At 61.0% G+C, this 18,450-nt stretch carries 12 protein-coding genes; 3 read left to right on the top strand and 9 right to left on the bottom strand.

Features of this window, described 5'->3' with window-relative positions:
• Window positions 1-309 precede the first annotated feature (309 nt).
• The 8 genes from OKB77_RS19390 to mocA form a co-directional block, all read right to left on the bottom strand.
• Window positions 310-1,611 (bottom strand): NCS2 family permease, encoded by a 1,302-nt coding sequence (locus OKB77_RS19390; RefSeq protein WP_180343373.1) that lies wholly within the window; start codon window positions 1,609-1,611, stop codon window positions 310-312.
• Between the two features lie 397 nt (window positions 1,612-2,008).
• On the bottom strand, window positions 2,009-3,325 hold the full coding sequence (gene guaD / locus OKB77_RS19385) for a guanine deaminase (protein ID WP_005336781.1): 1,317 nt from the start codon (window positions 3,323-3,325) through the stop codon (window positions 2,009-2,011).
• Between the two features lie 52 nt (window positions 3,326-3,377).
• On the bottom strand, window positions 3,378-4,901 hold the full coding sequence (locus OKB77_RS19380; RefSeq protein WP_199416304.1) for a nucleobase:cation symporter-2 family protein: 1,524 nt from the start codon (window positions 4,899-4,901) through the stop codon (window positions 3,378-3,380).
• Window positions 4,902-4,996: 95 nt separating this feature from the next.
• A complete protein-coding gene (locus OKB77_RS19375; RefSeq protein WP_270818182.1) occupies window positions 4,997-7,894 on the bottom strand; it encodes a molybdopterin-dependent oxidoreductase Mo/Fe-S-binding subunit in 2,898 nt (965 codons plus the stop codon).
• Complete coding sequence (gene ygfM, locus OKB77_RS19370) at window positions 7,891-8,667, bottom strand: molybdopterin-dependent oxidoreductase FAD-binding subunit (protein WP_064338013.1); 777 nt, start codon at window positions 8,665-8,667, stop codon at window positions 7,891-7,893. Before ygfM ends, OKB77_RS19375 begins: the two co-directional genes overlap by 4 nt.
• A gap of 80 nt (window positions 8,668-8,747) precedes the next feature.
• Window positions 8,748-10,076: a putative aminohydrolase SsnA gene (gene ssnA / locus OKB77_RS19365; protein WP_150389055.1), complete on the bottom strand. Its 1,329-nt coding sequence runs from the start codon at window positions 10,074-10,076 to the stop codon at window positions 8,748-8,750.
• A 30-nt stretch (window positions 10,077-10,106) separates the two neighbouring features.
• Entirely contained in the window at window positions 10,107-13,217 is a 3,111-nt protein-coding gene (gene ygfK / locus OKB77_RS19360; protein WP_150389054.1) for a putative selenate reductase subunit YgfK, read from the bottom strand.
• Between the two features lie 319 nt (window positions 13,218-13,536).
• A complete protein-coding gene (mocA, locus tag OKB77_RS19355; protein ID WP_223849298.1) occupies window positions 13,537-14,184 on the bottom strand; it encodes a molybdenum cofactor cytidylyltransferase in 648 nt (215 codons plus the stop codon).
• 1 nt (window position 14,185) lies between these two features.
• Between mocA and yqeC the strand changes: the two genes are divergently transcribed.
• Window positions 14,186-15,034, top strand: coding sequence for a selenium cofactor biosynthesis protein YqeC (gene yqeC / locus OKB77_RS19350; RefSeq protein ID WP_150389053.1), 849 nt, complete (start codon window positions 14,186-14,188; stop codon window positions 15,032-15,034).
• Window positions 15,035-15,061: 27 nt separating this feature from the next.
• Window positions 15,062-16,654 carry a selenium-dependent molybdenum cofactor biosynthesis protein YqeB gene (gene yqeB / locus OKB77_RS19345; protein ID WP_270818177.1) on the top strand — a complete coding sequence of 531 codons (1,593 nt, stop codon included), beginning with the start codon at window positions 15,062-15,064 and terminating at the stop codon, window positions 16,652-16,654.
• Between the two features lie 71 nt (window positions 16,655-16,725).
• Here the strand turns inward: yqeB and OKB77_RS19340 are convergent, their stop codons facing one another.
• On the bottom strand, window positions 16,726-17,649 hold the full coding sequence (locus OKB77_RS19340) for a DMT family transporter (protein WP_047440047.1): 924 nt from the start codon (window positions 17,647-17,649) through the stop codon (window positions 16,726-16,728).
• A gap of 262 nt (window positions 17,650-17,911) precedes the next feature.
• On the opposite strand from OKB77_RS19340, the gene OKB77_RS19335 reads away from it, so the two are divergent.
• Window positions 17,912-18,406 (top strand): hypothetical protein, encoded by a 495-nt coding sequence (locus OKB77_RS19335; protein WP_270818175.1) that lies wholly within the window; start codon window positions 17,912-17,914, stop codon window positions 18,404-18,406.
• The last annotated feature ends 44 nt before the right edge of the window (window positions 18,407-18,450 follow it).

Here is an 18,450-nt window from a genome sequence, read left to right as displayed (position 1 = left end):
TTTCCCGCCATCGTCAGAAGAATGGGGATAAGTGTGAAGGGGATCCCATCTAGCCTGCTTTTGTTGGCCCGCAGCGACAAGCCAAGGGCAGCCCCTGAGCAAACGGGGCACATCAGCGGTGATAAAAGCGGCAGGGCGAGGAGAGCAAGGGGGGGAGCCTATCAATCTGGTAGGGGGATTTATCAAAATGGTATCGCGATGCCCCCCCAACTGCGGAGACAGCCTAGGCATAATGCCTGCATGGGCGGGCTAAAAATAACAGGCATAAAAATGGGGCCGCCAGAGCGACCCCAAACGGGCGGGTTATCCCTAAATAGCCCACCCCCCAGCATAAAAGAGCACCAGTGCCAGGGCGATGACCACGGTGCCGACGTTGAGCTTGTGCCACTCCTTGGAGCAGATGCGGCCGATCACCAGCGAGCTGAAGCCGAGCATGATGCCGGTGACGATATTGCAGGTGAGTACGATAAAGACGGCGCATACCAGCCCGGACATGGCCCCGACAAAGTCATCGAAATCGAGCTTGGTGACGTTGCTCAGCATCAAGAGCCCCACGTACATCAGGGCCGGTGCGGTGGCATAGGCCGGCACCAGATAGGAGAGCGGCGAGAGGAACAGCATCAGCAGGAACAGGCCGCCGACCACGGTCGCGGTCAGGCCGGTTTTGCCTCCCGCCGCCGTGCCCGCCGCCGACTCGATATAGACGGCAGCCGGGGCCGCCCCCACCAGACTGGAGAAGATGCTGCTGACCGAGTCGGCACTGAGCGCCTTGCCGCTGTTGATGATGTGACCATCCTTATCGAGCAGGTTGGCCTGCCCCGCCACGGCGCGGATGGTGCCGGTGGCATCGAATACCGCCGTCATTACCAGCGCCAGTACGCTGGGCAACACCAGCGGCGAGAGGGCCCCCATGATATCCAGACTGAAGATGAGGGACTTGCCCTGATCGTCCGAGAGGCTCGGCAGGGCGAACAGTCCCTGATACTTCACCGCCGGATCGAAAATCAGGCCGAAGATTGAGATGGCGATGATCACCAGCAGGATCCCGCCCGGTACTCTCAGCTTCTCCAGCCCGAAGATCACCGCAAGGCCGATCAGGGACATAATGACCGGCATAGAGGTAAAGGCTCCCAGCGCCACCGGCAGCCCCTCCAGCGGGTTCTTGATCACCAGCCCCACCCCGTTGGCGGCGATAAGCAGCAAGAAGAGACCAATCCCGATGCCGGTGCCGTGGGCAATCCCCATCGGCAGGTTGTCGAGGATCCAGCTACGCACCCCGGTCACCGAGATGGCGGTAAACAGCACCCCCATCAGGAAGACGGCCCCCAACGCCACCGGAATGGGGATCTGCTGCCCCAGCACCAGACTGAAGGCAGTAAACGCCGTGAGGGAAATAGCGCAGCCGATGGCCATCGGCAGCTTGGCCCAGAGCCCCATCAAGAGCGAACCGAAACCCGCCACCAGACAGGTGGCGACAAACACGGCGCCGGGGGGAAAGCCCGCCTTGCCGAGCATGCTCGGCACCACTATCACCGAGTAGACCATGGCAAGGAAGGTGGTGAGGCCCGCCAGAACCTCCTGTCTGACATTGCTGCCCCGCTCGCTGATCATAAAGTAGCGATCAAGAGCCGTGAGCGGCTGTTGCTTTGCTGCGCTCGGGCTGGCGTCATCATTGGCCAGCTGTTCCACGCTGTTTGTCCTGCTGTTTGCTTGGGTCATACCCAACTCCTTCACACGCGCCTGAATGTTCCATGACGAAATGGCGACAGGATCTGCGGGTCTGCCTCGCGCCAGTCTGATGAGAAACAGGCGATGGAGGCAGAGGATGCTACAGACAGACCAGGGCAGGCAGCCTTGACTCAAACGTTTGCCTTGCTGGTCAAAAAAACCGGGCCATTTCACGTTCTATGCGGGGAGATCCCCTGTGGTGCGGCAAGACTGGCGCCCCTGTGGGGCACGCCAGCCACCGTATTCGTTGGGGCTGCGCCGCGGCAGCCCACTCCAGCCCCTACCCCCGTTCATGCACCAGTTGGCCATCCACATAGGTGCGGTAGATGGATCTGTCATCCCCCAGGGTCAACAGCACAAAGAGCTTGTCCCGCAGGGTGGTGGAGTTGTCATAACGCAGCTGCTGCAGCGGGGTGGCGACCGGGTCGAGCACCACAAAATCCGCCTCCTTGCCCACCGCAAAGCTGCCGATCTTCTCGTCCAGCCCCAGCGAATGGGCGCCGCCCAGGGTGGCCAGATAGAAAGCCTGATAGGCCGAGAGCCGCTCCCCCTGCAACTGCATCACCTTGTAGGCCTCGTTGAGGGTCTGCAGCATGTTGAAGGTGGTACCGGCGCCAATGTCGGTGCCCATCCCCACCTTCACCTGCTTGCGCCACGCCTTGTGCAGCTTGAAGAGCCCGCTGCCCAGATAAAGATTCGAGGTGGGGCAGAAGGCGATGGTGGAGCCGGTCTCCTTCAGGCAATCCCACTCCTGCTCTTCCAGATGGACGCAGTGGGCAAACACGCAGTTGTGGCCGGTGAGCCCATGCTGGTGATAGACATCGAGATAGCCCTTGTGCGCCGGGAAAAGAGATTTGACCCAGGCGATCTCATCCTTGTTCTCGCACAGATGGGTGTGCAGATAGGTGGTGGGAAACTCTTCGCGCAGTCGCCGCGCCATCGCCAGCTGCTCGGGTGTCGAGGTGGGTGCAAATCGTGGTGTGATGGCATAGAGCAGTCGACCATTGCCGTGCCAGCGCTCGATAAGCTGCTTGCTCTGCACATAACTGCTCTCGGCGGTATCGAGCAGATAATCGGGCGCATTGCGATCCATCATCACCTTGCCCGCGATCATCCGCATATTGATGCGGCTGGCAGCCTCGAACAGGGCATCCACCGACTCGGGGTGCACTGTGCCGAACACCAGCGCCGTGGTGGTGCCGTTGCGCAGCAACTGCTTGATAAAGAAGGTGGACATCTCGCGGGCATACTCGAGATCGTTGTAACGCCGCTCGGCCGGGAAGGTGTGGCGGTTGAGCCACTCCAGCAGCTGCTCGCCATAGGCCCCCACCATTTCACTTTGGGGATAGTGAATGTGGGTATCGACAAAGCCAGGCACTATCATCTTGCCGCGATAATCCCGCACCCGTACCTCGGCCGGAATGCGATCTTTCCCCTCCTCCCACTCACCGAACCAGTCGATGCAGCCGTTGCGAATGATCAGCAGACCATCCTCGATAAGACGGGCATTGGACTCAATCTCCTCGGGCTGATCCACCACCCGGGTGATATCGAAGAAGCTGCCGCGTACCGCTTTGACAGAGTTGTCGTTTTTCATAACCGTTTCCCTGTTTTTCTTGTTCTGTTGACGTTTTTTGCCGGTTTAACCGTCAGATCCGTTCCACTTGTGGCGCCACCGCCTGCCCGGGCACTGGCTCTGGTGAACCCTCCCCCTTGCTGGCCGATGACAGGCCCGCACTGCGGGCGGTAAAGATCACATCCGGCTTGTCGCTCAGCTGGATCACTTCAACCGCCTCTGCATCCCTGACGGCTGCCTTGCGTTTGCGGCTCTGTGGCAACACCAGATTCATGATGATGGCGGTGATGCCGCCGGCGCAGATGGGGTTCTCCACCAGCATGTAGATACCCGCCGGCAGCACCTTGAAGACGTTCGGGTCATAGGAAACGCCAAGCCCAAGACCCAGCGAGGTGGCGACAATCAGAGTCTCCCGCCGATCGAAGCCGTGGCTGATGATGATGCGACCACCGGCGATGGCGATCATGGAGAACATGATGACCATGGCGCCCCCCATCACAGGTGACGGTATGGTGGTAAAGAAGCGCCCTACTACGGGGAAGAGCCCCAGCAGCACCAGAATGACGGCAATGAACTTGCCCACATGGCGTGACGCCACTCCGGTCATCTGGATGACGCCGTTGTTCTGGGCAAAGGTGGTGAGCGGCAAAGAGCCGAGGGCAGAGGCGATCACCGATACCAGACCGTCAGCCAGCACGCCGCCGGAGAGCCGTTTTTGAAACTCGGGGCCCTGAATATCCCGGTGGGAGACCATGGCGGTGGCGGTGATGTCCCCCACCGCCTCCAGCACGCTCAACAGATAGATGGTGCCCGCCAACATAAAAGCGTGGAAATCGAAGGAGAAACCGTACTTGAACGGGATCGGCACCGTAATAAGCGGCAGGTTCTCAAGGGCGGAAAAATCCACCATGCCGAGCATCAGGGCCACCGCATAACCCACCATCAGACCGATGGCAATGCCGCTCATCCGCAGCAGCGGGCTTCGGCTGCAGTTGAAGGCGACGATGACGCAGAGCACCAAAAGCCCCAGCCCGATGTGCTCGTATTTGCCAAAGGTGCCTCTGCTCATGGCGGAGAAGCCGCCGCCAAAGTCGATGATCCCCACCTTGATAAGGCTCAGGCCAATCATCAACACCACTACCCCGCTCACGGTCGGGGTGATCACCCGCTTGAGGTAGGGCAGCACGAAGGAGGAGCCCATCACCAGAAAGGCGCCGACAAAGGAGACCCCGAGCAGGGTCGAGACAATCAGCTCCTCATGGATGCCATCTTTTTTCATGGCGCCGCCCAGGGCGATCATCACGGTCACGAAGGAGAAGTTGACCGACTGGATGGAGAGCAGCCCCGAACCGATGGGGCCATAACGGTTCACCTGCAACCAGGTGCCGATACCGGAGGCGATCATCGCCATGGAGACCAGATAGGCGGTGATCTCGGTGGAGAGGCCCAGGGCGCCGCCGACGATCAGCGCCGGGGTCACCATGGGGACAAAAATCGCCAGCAGATGGGTCACTGCACCCATCAGGGTTTGATAAAACGGGGGTTTGTCTTCCAGCTCGTAAATGAGATCCGAGTGCTTGCGTGTTGTTTTAGACATCGTGTTTGTCCCATCACACAGAATGTAGGCGGAGTACTCATTCCGCCGTCAGGCGCTGGGGGCGAGCTTTCACCCGCCCCACACCTTTTCTTTTGTTATGCCGACATGTTTTGCTCCAGCTTGCCGAGCCCCCGCAGGATCTGCTCCGGCGTGAAGTGCCACTTGCGCAGCCAGACACCACAGGCGTCATGGATGGCGGTGGCGATGGCGGGCGCCGCGCCGTTGACCCCGATCTCCGAGATGGACTTGGCGCCGTAAGGGCCGACCTTGTCGTCACTCGGTACCAGGAAGGCCCGGAAGTCGCGCGGAATGTCGCCAATCTTGGGCGCGCCATAGCTCTTGAGGTCCCGGGTCAGCGGGATGCCCTTGCTGTCGTAGCAGATCTCCTCGGTCATGGTGTGGCCGATGGCCCGCATGGTCGCCCCGTAGATCTGGCCGAGGGCCAGCTCCGGGTTGATGGGGGTACCGCAGTCGAGCAGGGCGTAGAACTTGTCGAGGCGGATCTCGCCGGTTCTGACGTTGACCGCCACCTCGGCGAAGTTGGCGCCATACGGGAAGGCGAGTTCCGAGGTGATATAGCTGGCGGTGCCCACCAGAATGCCGAAGCCGGTACCTGTCTCCGCCTTGTGGGCCAGCTTGGCGAGGCTCACCTCCCCCAGCTTGCCGCGCACTATGCCCGGATGAACCAGCTCTACGTCTTCGACCGGCTCGCCCAGCATGGCGGCGGCGTGGAACAGGATCTTCGCCTTGAGGTTCTCGGCCGCCATCTTGGCCGCATTGCCGGAGAAGCAGGTGCCTGACGAGGCGTAAGCCCCCTTGTCGAACAGGGCGTGGTCGGTGTCGCCAGAGATCACATGCACATCGCTGAGCGGGCAACCGAGCACCTCGGCGGTCAGCTTGGCCACCACGGTATCGAGGCCGGTGCCGATATCGGCGCCACCGGAGTGGACGATAAAGGTGCCGTCCGATTCCAGCTTGACCATGCAGTTGGCCTGATCGATATCGGGGATCCCCGATTTTTGCATGATGATGGCGACGCCACGACCGATGCGCCAATCCCCGTCAGCGGGTTTGGGGCTATCCCAAGCAATCAGTTCGCGACCCTGTTTGAGGATGGGCTCGAGGGCACAGCTGGCCGCGTGGGGCACAGAAGTGGGCATCTTGCCCTCGCCGATGGCACCCAGCACCTTGAGGATATCCCCTTCGTGCACCCGGTTGTGCTCCACCATGTCGAGCTGATCGAGCCCCAGTTTCTCGGCCAGCTCGGCAATGGCCATGGTCAGGGCGAAGTTGCCCTTGGGCGCGCCATAACCCTGATAGGCGCCGGTCGGACAGATGTTGCTGTAGTAGGTGTTGACGGTAAAGCGCACGTTGTCGCACGGATAGAGCGGCAGGGAGAGCGCCGGGCCGTTGCTCGGCACCGTCAACGAGTGGTTGCCGTAAGGGCCGGTGTTGGCGCGAAAATCCATATCGATGGCGGTGATGGTGCCATCTTTTTTGGCCCCCACTTTCACCTTCACCTTGGCCACATGGCGGGAGGTGTTGCTGATGAACTCCTCTTCACGGGTGTAGCGGAAGGTGACCGGACGGCCGGTGACCTTGGTCGCCCATGCGCACACCTCTTCCAGCAGGATATCCTGCTTGGAGCCAAAGCCGCCCCCTACCCGCTCCTTGATCACGTGCACCTGATGTTGCTTGAGGCCGACGATGCGCGCCACCTGACGGCGCACGTGCCACGGCACCTGGGTGGAAGCGTGAATGACCAGACGCTCACCATCCATGTAGGTGAAGCAGATGTGCGGCTCGGTCGGGCACTGCTGGGCCTGGGTCGATTCGTAGATGCGTTCGACTATCTCGTCCGCCTCGGCAAAGCCTTTGGCCACATCGCCGATCTGGCCATGGACGCTGGCGGCCAGGTTCTCGTGCGGGCGGGAGCCGATGGGGAAGTTGATGATCATGTGCTCGTCGCCGCGGCGCACCGAGCAGGCGTTCTGCTGCTCGAGATCCGCAGGCGCCCCGGCCATGTAGACAATGGGCTCGTCGTGCACCAGCGGCGCATTGGGGGCCATCGCCTCATCGATGTTCATGACCGCTGGCAGCACCTGATACTCGACCTCGATGAGTTTCAGCGCCGCCAGCGCGACCGCTTCGCTCTCGGCCACCACGGCGGCGACCCTGTCACCTACGTGGCGCACCTTGCGGCTGAACATGCGGCGATCGAGCGGTGACGGCTCGGGCGCACTCTGACCACCCGGGGTGTAAAACACATCCGGGCAGTTGAGGTGGGTGATGACATGCACGACGCCCGGCAGCGCCTGCGCGCGGCTCACATCGAGTTTGGTGATCACCGCATGGGGATGGGGACTGCGCAGCATCTTGATGATCAGCGCATCTTCGGTAACCCTGTCCTCCACGTAGCAGGGCTTGGCCTGCACCATCTTGGCGGCGTCCACTTTCGGACAGCTCTTGCCGATATGACGCAAATCGTCGCGAAACTCGGGGGCGATCTGGCACAGGTAATCGGGATCCTTCATCCGTGAACAGGCAAGCTCGATGGCCTGATAAAACTGCTGATAACCGCCATCGCGGTGAAACAGGCCCGAGAGGGCATCGTCGATTTGATCACGGCTGGGTTCGGGGTGGCGATCAAGCAGGTCGGTGACGATGAGCGCGGCGGCCGGATCGTTGTAGCCGGACTGCACCACGCCCACATCTACCATCGCCTGCTGTACCAGACTGAGCTGGTTCCAGCTGCCGAGGGACTCGGCGGTGCGCACGTCGGATCCATCCAGCTGGGCGGCGATCAGCAGGGAGGCGTTGATCACCTTGCCGTTGAAGAGAATGGCGTCGGAGCCGGCAAAACCGAAGCCGTCGTCACTGTTGCGCACCGAGTGCATCCGGCACTGGTTGAACAGCACCCGCTGGGCATTGTCACCGGCCTTGCAGATGACGGTGCGCAGGGCACCGTTCAGGGTAAAGTTGAGTTCCATCATGCTTGCACCTCCTGCTGCTGGCAATCCACCAGCAGATCCGCCACTACCACGCCGGTGATATACCGCTTGTAACTTATGCTGCCCGCCAAGTCCTCACGGGGCGCAATCAGCTCGCTCACGGCGGCCTCCAGCGCGGCATCGTGCAGATCGCGGCGCTCCAGATCCCGCAGGCGCATCGGCTGCGGGGTGACGCCAGCGACGGCCACCCGCATCTCGCCAATGCTGTCGAGGGCAACCGCGGCGGTCATCACCGCCAAGCCATCGGCGTTGCGGCTGATGCGGCGAGTGGCGCAGCGCAGTTCAGGCTCCGGCAGCACAATCCCCAGCACCAGGGCATTGCGCTGCCCCGCCAGATAGGCGTCGATGGGTTGCAGCAGGTTGTTCTCCAGCACGACCACCGCTTCGAGTACCAGCAGCACCGGCAGCAAGGGGGAATCCTGCTGTTGGCAGGCAAGTTCGCCGCCGAGGGTGGCCTGATTGCGCAGATGGCGGGAGTAGACAAACCCCAGCGCGTCGCACAGGGCGGCCGGGGTACGGGGATCATCTTTCAGGGTCTGCAGGGTGACGGTGGCGCCGATATGGAGCTGGCCGTGCTGCTGCTCAATCTGGTTCAGTCCCAGCTTGTCCAGCGAGATAGCGACCTTCTTGTCGGTGCGAGTCGGAGCGGCGTTAAGCTTGCTGCCGCCCCCCATGTAGACGGCGTCGTTGCCGAAACTGGCCTTGAGTTCCAAAGCCTGACCCAGTTGCTCGGGTCGGAAGAATTGCTCAATCATGTGTCGTCCTTACTCTTGCTGCCCGCCGCCGGGAAAATCCACAGGGCGGGCAATCCGGTCCAAAACTGTGGAAGGTGGCCTTAGGCCAGCTGATCCATCCGTTGCCACAGGCGGCTCGCCACCTTGCTGGCCTGCTGATAAATGGGTTCGACGTCAAAGGCGAACTCGCGGTCCTGATAGACCATGCGCCCCTCGACCATCACGCTGTTGACGCTGTTCGATCCCATGCCGAAGGCGAGATGGCCACCGAGGTTGCGCGGCGCCAGCGGGGTCGGTGCGTCGTAGTCGCAAATGGTGAGGTCGGCCTTGTATCCCGGCTCCAGGCGGCCAAATTTGGCGCCGAAGTTGCGCTCCAGCAGGGTGTTGCCGTTCCAGAGGAAGCGGGCAAAGCTGTCGGGCCAGAGCGCTCCGCCAGCATCTTTGTGTTTGAAGTAGGCGAACTTGAGCTCTTCAAGCATGTCGGAGCCGATGCCGTCGGTGCCAAGCGCCAGATTGCGATACTCCGGCAGGTGCATGTTGTAGCCCACGTGGTTGTTCATGTTGGAGCGGGCGTTGTGCACCAGGAAGGCATCGCGGCTGTTGAGCAGCTCGATATCGGCCGGGCTCAGATAGATACCGTGGGCGATCAGAGTCTTGCTGTCGATCAGGCCAAACTCGTCCAACCGGGCGATGGGCTCCTTGCCATAGTGGTGGTGGCCGTGAGCCATGTCGTAGCGGTCTTCCGCCACATGGATATGCAGGCCGCGACCGGTGACCTGCACCGCTTCACGCAGCATGGCCAGCCCCTCGTCTGGTACGGTGAAGGGGGCGTGGGCGCCAATATGGGCCTCCACCAGATAGGGTTCGTTCCCCTTGGCCTTGGCGGCATCAATGGCCTGCGCAAACAGGATGTTCTCCTCCACCCCGGCCTGCAATTCGGCGAGGCCACCGTTGCGATCCGTGGTCTCGAAGCAGGTCATGCCGCGCAGGCCCGCCTCCACAAACCCTTTGCGCAGCACATTCAGGGAGCCCTTGATGAAGTTGGGCGAAGCGTGGTGGTCGATCACCGCACTGCAGCCGCTCTTGATCGCTTCCAGCGAGCAGATAAGGCCGCTGTAGTAGAGGGACTCTTCATCGAGCGCCCGATCGAGCCGCCACCAGAGATTTTTCAGGGTGGAGATAAAATCCGGGCAGGGGGCGATATTGGCCATGATCCCCCGCGACAGGCCGGAGTAGAAGTGGTTGTGGGCACAGACGATGCCCGGCATCACCAGCTTGCCCCCCATCTCCCGATAGTTGGCCTCCGGGTAGAGGGCCCGCAGATTGGGCCCCACCGCTTTGATAAGGGTGCCTTCGATGGCGATATCCACCCCTTCCAGCACACGGGTCGGCTCCAGCTGGACGGCGGTGACGTTCTTCAGAATAAACATGGTTTGCTCCTTCGCTTATTCGTTATTCGCTCAGGCCTCGACAGCCCCCAGCAGGTAGTGGTGATGGGCATGGACATGGCTGATGATCCGGCACATGTCGCCAAGGGCCGCTGGCGCATCCTTGATCCGGCTCTGGGCGTCTATGGTCAGGCGATAGGTCTCGCCATCCTGACGCACCCGCAGTTCGCCACCGTCAGCCAGATAGAAACCGGGGTTGCGGCTGTTGTCGAAGTCCTCGGGCAGGCTGAAGATGGTGACCTTGTCCTGATAGGGCTTGCCCTGCCACGGGCAGAACTGGGCGCAGTTGCCACATTCGTTGCAGTAGGCATCCAGGTGCAATGTCTGGAACTGGTCTTTGAAGCCCGGCACCGCGATGGCGACGTTGGCCCGGTTGGGGCAGACATCCACGCACTTGCTGCAGAGGTAGTTGCACTCGAGGCAACGGTGCGCCTCTTGCGCCACGAAGGCATCCCGCTCGTTTTTGTCAACCATGGTGACGGCGATGCTCCCCTTGCGGCGGTAGATCTCATCCTTGCCCGACGGCTGGATGGTCACTTCACTCTGCTGGCTGGCGATATGCTCGCGAGAGAGCACCAGATCCGCGGCGCGGCGGGCACCACCGATGGCACCGACGATGGAGGATGGGCCACTCTGCACGTCACCGATCAGGAAGACGTTGCGACGGCTGGTTTCGCCGGTCTGGCTATCCACCTCGGGCCAGCCATCGCTGCCAAGAGGAATGCCCATCGCTTTGAGCACCTCACAGTCAGGCTGCTCGCCGATGGCGGTGATCAGCGCATCCATCTGCATCACTTCGGTCTGCTCGGTGGGCACCGGACGGCGGCGGCCCTGCTCGTCAGGTTCCCCCAGCACCATCATCCGCACGGTGAGCTTGCCATCTTTCTCAAAGCGCTCCGGATTGGTGAGGAAGCAGAAACGCACCCCATCCTCCACCGCTTCCAGAACCTCCTCGCGATAGGCTGGCATCTCTTTTTCGCTGCGGCGGTAGATCACGGTGACATCGCTGACACCCGGCACCTTGAGGGCGGCGCGGGCGCAGTCCATGGCGGTGTTACCGGCGCCGATCACCGCCACATGGCGGCCCAGCGGCAGCGGTTTGCCCTGATTGAAGCTGCGCAGGAAATGGAAGGATTTGTAAATCCGCTCGTGACCCCCCTCGAGGCGCATGCCGCCATTCTTGTCGGCACCGATGCCGACGAAGACATAGGTAAAGCCCTGGGCGTGCAGCTTGTCGACGGTGAGAGCCGGATCGCAACCAAACTCGAACTTGACCCCGTGGGCGGCGACAAAGTCGATATCGTGCTGGATAAGCTCGGCCGGGATGCGGAACTCGGGGATGATGTGCTTGACCACGCCACCGGCATCCGCTTCGCGCTCGAACACGGTGACCGGGTGACCGGCACGGGCCAGGAAGTAACCGGCGGAGAGACCGGCGGGGCCTGCGCCAATCACCGCAACCGGGTGCTTGTCACCGCTGCCTGCCGGTTTGTGCCAGCGCGCCTTGTACCCTTCCCAGCCGCGTTCCAGCGCCACTTTTTTCAGCTCACGGATATTGAGCGCGCTGTCGTAGTCGAGACGGGTGCAGTTGTACTGGCACTGGTGATCGCAGATATGGCCGGTGATGGCGGGCAAGGCGTTGCGCTGATAAATCAGCTCAAGGGCCGCCACATACTCCCCCTCGCCCATCAGGCGAATGTACTCGGGGATATCCTGATGCACGGCGCAGGCGGTGACGCAGGGTGCCACGTAGCAGTCGGTCAGCGGCAGACCGCCCCCCACTTCGATCCGATCCCCGGACTTCCACTCCTTCTGGGTGTAATCCATGGTGAGCGCCTTGGCGGCAAGCGCTTCCAGCTTGGCCACATCCACCTGACTCATGCCCCAGCTGCCCGACGCATCAATCTCTTTGAGACACTCGATCTGGCGCAGGTAGCCGCCCGGCTTGAGCAGGTCGGTGGCCATGGTGATGGGACGAATACCGGTCTCGAAGATCTCGGCGATGTTGAATTTGCTGGCACCACCGGAGTAGGAGATGGGCAGCTTGCCATCGAAGGCGCGAGACAGCACGGCCGCCACGTTGATTGAGAGCGGGAACAACGCACGGCCGGACATATACATCTCATCCCCCGGCAGTGCCCCTTTGCGGTTGATGGTGCCAAGGGTGTTGGTCAGCTTGACCCCGAAGGTGAGCCCCTTCTCGGCCCCCAGCGCCATCAGACGGGTCAGCATCGCCTTGGCCTGATCCAGCTTGAGGTCGTGATCGAACGACTCTTCGCTCAGACCAATGTAATCAAAGCCGCAGGTATCGAGGATCTCGCGCACCCGCGGGTAGCCCAGCAGGGTCGGGTTCAGTTTGACGAAGGTGTTGAGTCCCTTCTCTTCCAGCATGTAGCGGCAGATGGCCTCGATCTCGTTCGGCGGGCAGCCGTGCATGGTGGAGAGGGTGACACCGTGCACCAGCTCGGCCGGGATACGATCCACCAGCTGTTGCAGACGATCGCGGCGCGCCCCCAGCCCCAGCTCGGCAATAAACTGCTCGTCGGCCACGAGGTCACGTACCACCTGCTGGTACTCGGCAAACTTCGGACTTTGGCTTGCATCCATCAGGCTGTGGATAAACTGCTGCATCGGTGGCTGTTTGATGCCATCGAGGTTGTAACCCACGCTCATGTTGAAAATGAAAGACTTGGCCTCCCCTTCAAGACGCGGGTCAAACACCTCCTCCAGCAGGTAGAGGGCAAACCAGGCTTTAAGATACTCGTCAAATGCCTTGGGCAGAGTGAACTCGGTGGACCACTCGGTGTTGAAGCACTCATCCTCGGCATCGATACAGGGCTTTTCCAGTTCGAGACGGTCCAGGATCTGCACCGTCTTGAGCTCGATAAAGCGCCCGCCGGTCAGCCAGGAGGTGACGATGTTCTGGGCCAACTGGGTATGGGGGCCGGCTGCCGGGCCAATGGGGGTCTCGCAGGTTTCACCGAACACCTTGATCTTGCGCTCGTCCTGTTTGCGATAGAATTGCGCAGCGGGAATACCGAAAATGCTCTGACTCTCTTTATATTCCGCAAAAATACGGGTCAGCAGATTCTTGAACGGAACGGGTCGCATAATATCGCCCATGGCTATCTCCTTGCAGCTGTTCTGCCCATTGGCAGCATGAATAAATGGGGTATCCCGCACGGGTGTTCCCCCTTGGCAAGGAGAGGAGCAACAATCAGGCCACTACAGTTACAAAACTATTTTTTACGGTAAAAGCGTGAGGCAGCTCCAATTAATGGAGAGAATTTACGATGCCACCATTATGGGTATTGCGAGTAGTTATCAATCACTCTGGAATTTACTTAATGAGCAGTTCAAAAAGAACTCACCCTATCAGATCAAGTGCGAGAAATATCACTTTGATACGCCATTTATCTCCCCGTTATCTTTTTAAACTGGGTTATTTCGTGGGCTCGCTCTCATTTTCAAGAATACCACCCAGCAGCGCCTGATAGCGCTCCGGAGTATCCACATCAAACAGGATGGCGGGGCTGTCAACGGGCACCATACGGTGCGGATGCCCTTGCAACCAGCGTCGTACCGACGGCTGCACCGGGGCTGCAGCCAGCTCGTGGGCAAGGGATTTTGGCAGCAACACCGGATGGCCCGCCTCCCCCTGCCAGGTGGGAAAGAGAGCCTCACAACCCCGTGCCTGCCAGAGCTGTTGATAGACCTCGCGCGGGATACAGGGGAGATCCCCGTGGCTGATAAAGAGGTAGTCAGCGTCACTGGCCGCCAGAGCGCAGCGGATGGAGCTGCCCAGCCCCTGCCGATAGTCGGGGTTGTAGACGACAACAATATCCGGCCGTGATCCGTAGCGCGCTTGAAGCTCCTCGCCACGATGGCCCACCACCAGAATAACCCGCTGACAAAAGGCCAGGGCATTTTTGAGACTTGCATCAAGCATTGTCCCCTGGCAATAAGGTAGCATCATTTTCCAGGTGCCCATTCGGGAAGATAAACCCGCCGCCGTTATTATACAGTCACACTGCACCTGTTCCTGGCAACGTTGTTTTCCACTCCCTTCGATATTTATTTTGGTCGTCATTATGTCGCACCCACACGCTGTTGCTGTCGCATTTCCAGATATAGATCCGCTATTAAACCCGCTCACCAAAAATATTGATAGCCATACTACCTTAATTAGCCTCTGCGGGGCCGGTGGAAAAACCAGCACCCTGTTCAGGCTGGCGGAATATTTTTATAAACAGGGTAAAAGGGTGCTAATTACCACCACCACCAGGATGTTTCTGCCTGCCCCGTCACACTATCGGGAATTGATCCTGGAAGCCGATCCCGTCCGCCAGTTGACCCGCTGTCAGCAGCTGCCCGATGAACCGACTCTGGTCGCCCTGTTCAGCCATATCGATCAGGCCAGCGGCAAGGTGGCGGGCCCCACGCCCCAGCAGATTGATCTCATCAAGGGGCAGCAGCGCTTCGATCTGATCCTGGTCGAGGCGGATGGCGCCAATCACAAGTTATTGAAAGTGCCCGCTTTGCACGAACCTTGCATTCCCCAGAGCAGTGATTGGGTGATCGCCCTGACGGGAGGTGCCATGGTGGGGGCCAAGGCCGACCCGCAGCAGATCCACCGCTGGGCAGAGCTTCAGGCCCTGTGCGGGATAGAGGCCGGTGCCCCGCTCGACTGGGCCCTGTTTCACCAGCTGCTCTCCCACCCCGAGGGGCTGTTCAAGGGCACCCCGGCCAGGGCGCGCCGGATCTGGTTTATCAATGGGGATTATCAAAATGAGGCGTCGTGGCTCGATGAATTGATAAAGCTGCATAGCCGCCACCCCGAGATCCACGCCATCTGGCAGGGGGCGGTTCGCGAACCACAGCCCATTCGCCTCGCACTCGGTTACTTCGCTCAGGATGAGGCTCAGCCGCCTCGCCCATGATGGTTTAAGGATAAGAAGAGGTACCTTATGAATCTGTTTTCACACGCAGCCCGACTGGAACAGGAGAACACTCCCTTTGCCATGGCCCAGATCATCGAGAGCCGGGGCTCCACCCCGCGCCATCAGGCCCAGATGTTGGTGATGGCCGATGGCCGGATCCTCGGCACCATCGGCGGCGGCATGATCGAGCGGCTGGTGATCGAGGAAGCGATGGCCGCCATTGCCGAGCGCAAGCCGCGCATCTTCCACGGCCGGATGGCCCGCAACGGCGAACATGCGGTCGGGTCGGACTGTGGTGGCGCCATGTCGGTCTATATCGATGTCTATGGCCTGCGGCCACGGCTGGTGCTCATTGGTGCCGGTCACGTCAACCGGGCGCTGGCCCATGCCGCCGCGCCACTGGGTTTTGATATCCATGTGGGCGACTGTTTTGAAGGGAGCCTCAACCCCGATCACTTCCCCGCCGGCACCCATCTCAAACAAGCCGATACCATCAGCGCGGTGATCGAGGCGCTGGCCATCGAGCCCGCCAACTTCGTCATCATCGCCACCAACCATCAGGACAAGGAGGCGCTGGAGCGGCTCATCAATCGCCCCCTCGCCTATCTGGGGCTGCTCGCCAGCAAACGCAAGGTACAGACCTTCACCCAGGCGCTGCGCCAGCAAGGGGTGAGTCAGGAGCAGTTGCAGCGGCTGCACGCCCCTATCGGTTACAACATAGGTGCCGAAACCCCCGAGGAGATCGCCATCAGCATTCTCGCCGAGCTGCTGCAGGTGAAAAACGGCAAATCGGGTGGGCTGATGCAGGATGACGTGCGCCTCAAGCGGGATCAACTGGTGGTGATGCGCGGCTCCGGCGATATCGCTACCGGCGTGGCGCTGCGCCTGCACAATGCCGGCTTCAAGGTGGTGATGCTGGATCTCGACAAACCCACGGTGATCCGCCGCACCGTCGCCTTCGCGCAAGGGATGTTCGATGGTGAAACCAGTGTCGAGGGTGTGCGCGCCAAGCGGGTCGAGAGCGTTGAGCAGGCGTTCGAGCAGCTGGATCGGGGCGTCATTCCGCTGCTGGTTGACCCCGACTGCGCCAGCCTCACCGAGCTCAAGCCCCGCTATCTGGTGGATGCCATCCTCGCCAAGCAGAACCTCGGCACCCACAAGGAGATGGCCCCCATCACGGTCGCCCTCGGCCCGGGATTTGAGGCGGGACGCGACTGCGATGCGGTGATCGAAACCAACCGCGGTCACCATCTGGGGCGGGTCATCTATCAGGGCCCCGCCCAGCCCAACACTGGCATTCCCGGGGTGATCGAGGGGCACTCCGCCCGCCGGGTGGTGCGCGCCCCCGCCCCCGGGGTGATGAAGAGCCTGATCAAGCTCGGCGATCTGGTGCAGGAGGGAGATGTGATCGCCCATGTAGGTGATACCCCCATTATCGCGCCCCTCTCCGGCATGGTGCGGGGGCTGCTCAGCGATGACATCGAAGTGCCGGTCGGCTTCAAGATTGGCGATATCGACCCGCGCGGCGAGCGCGCCGATGCCACCACCGTCTCTGACAAGGCTCGCGCCATCGGCGGCGCCGTGCTGGAAGCCATGATGCATCTGGCCAAGCGCAGATAAGAGAGTGTTCTTAAAACCAGAAGGGCCCGCCATGATGGCGGGCCCTTTTTATCTCTTCGCTGGCAATCGGCTCAGCCGTGCTTGATACGGGTCTCCCCCGCCACCGATACCACGGAGCGCTTGCCCTTGCGGCTAATCACCAACAACGCCAGTACGATAAGGGCGATGCCGCTCCCCTCCACCGGCCCCGGATTTTCCCCAAGCAGCCACCAGGAGAGCAGCACGCCGGTTACCGGCACCGCCAGGGTGCTGAGGCTGGCAATACCCGCCGGCAGCTTTTTCAGCACAAACAGCCAGAGACTCCAGGCGATGGCGGTGGCGAAGATGGCGCTATAGGCCAGCGCGCCCATCACGTAGGGCTGCCAGTCGATGGGGCGCTCCGGCACCAGCGCCGCCACCAGCGTCATCACCAGGGTGGCGTAGATCATCTGCCAGGTGGTGAGGGACATCAGATCCACCCCGGGATGGCGGGCATACATCCGCTTGGCGATGATGGCGCTGATCCCCCAGCAGATGCCGGAGAGTATCGCCAAGAGCGCACTCTTGAGAGATTCAAGATGCAGCAGCCAGGGCTGGATCACCAACAGCAACCCGCAGGCCGCCACCCCGACCGCCAGATAGTGCAGCTTGCGCATCCGCTCGCCGAGAAAGAGCGCCGCGAAGATCACCACCCAGAACGGCATGGTGTAACTCAAAATGGCCACCTTGCCCGCCCCGCCGCTGATAAGGGCCCATTGTGCCAACCCCACCATGCCGCAGGTCTGGAACAGGGCGATGGCTAATGTATAGCGAAACGGGGTGGGTTTGAGGTAACGGCGGCCACGCAGGGCCAGCACCAGCAACAACACCAATGAACCGCACAAGCAGCGCAGGGCGGTGAACTCGAACGCCCCCGCGTAGAGCATTACCTGCTTCATCACGATCCAGCTGTAACTCCAGATTGCGGTGAGCAGGACCAGTCCCCCCAACGCCGCCATATTGATCTTTGTGCTCATTACTCTGCCTTTTTGGCGCCTGTACGCCTGCATGCCGGGCTAACCAGCCCCTAAAAGGACCATCTTACTCTTGTGGGGGCCGACAGCCCAAACGTGCACGCCCCCTGAAGAGGGGCGTTGACGAAGAACCTTGCCAAGGTGGGCCTCGAACGACCAACACGCTATATACCTCCCTTATGTGACCCCTGGTAAAATCGATTGCCATCATCAAACGCAAATGCTAATACTTCTCACCCCAAAATCCGTTCAAGGTTTTCACAAGATGTTTCGTCACCCCCTGGCAAAGTTGCTGCTGCTCGGTCAGCTCGCCCTGATGAGCTGGATGGCGCAGGCAAATCCCATGGTTGAAGTAGAAGATGTGATGGGCCGCAAGGTCTCCCTCAGCCTGCCGGCCAGCCGTATCGTGCTCGGTTTCTATCCCGAGGATTATCTGGCCGTGGCCGGTGAAGGCGGCGCCGATCGGCTGGTGGGCATGTCCCGTGGCTGGTTCGTCAAGTCCCGCCCCGCCATCTGGTCGCTGTATGTGGCCAGCCTGCCGCAACTGGCCAAGGTGCCTGACCTTGGCAATGTGCAGGATCAGAGCTTCTCCATCGAGAAGACCCTGGCGGTCAAGCCCGATTTGCTGATCCTGGCGAAGTGGCAATATGAGGCTCTCGGCCCGGATCTGCCACGCTTCGAACAGGCTGGGATCCCGGTGGTGGTCATCGACTACAACGCCCAGACCCTAGGCTGTGTTCTTAAAGTGATGAAGATATAATCTCAAATCCTCTCAATAGCTTAAGACCTACGCAGTGTCCCGTC

Origin of the sequence: Aeromonas sp. Y318-3, assembly GCF_027706185.1 — a bacterium.
Taxonomy (GTDB): domain Bacteria; phylum Pseudomonadota; class Gammaproteobacteria; order Enterobacterales; family Aeromonadaceae; genus Aeromonas; species Aeromonas veronii.
This window is presented reverse-complemented; position numbering and strand designations above follow the sequence as displayed.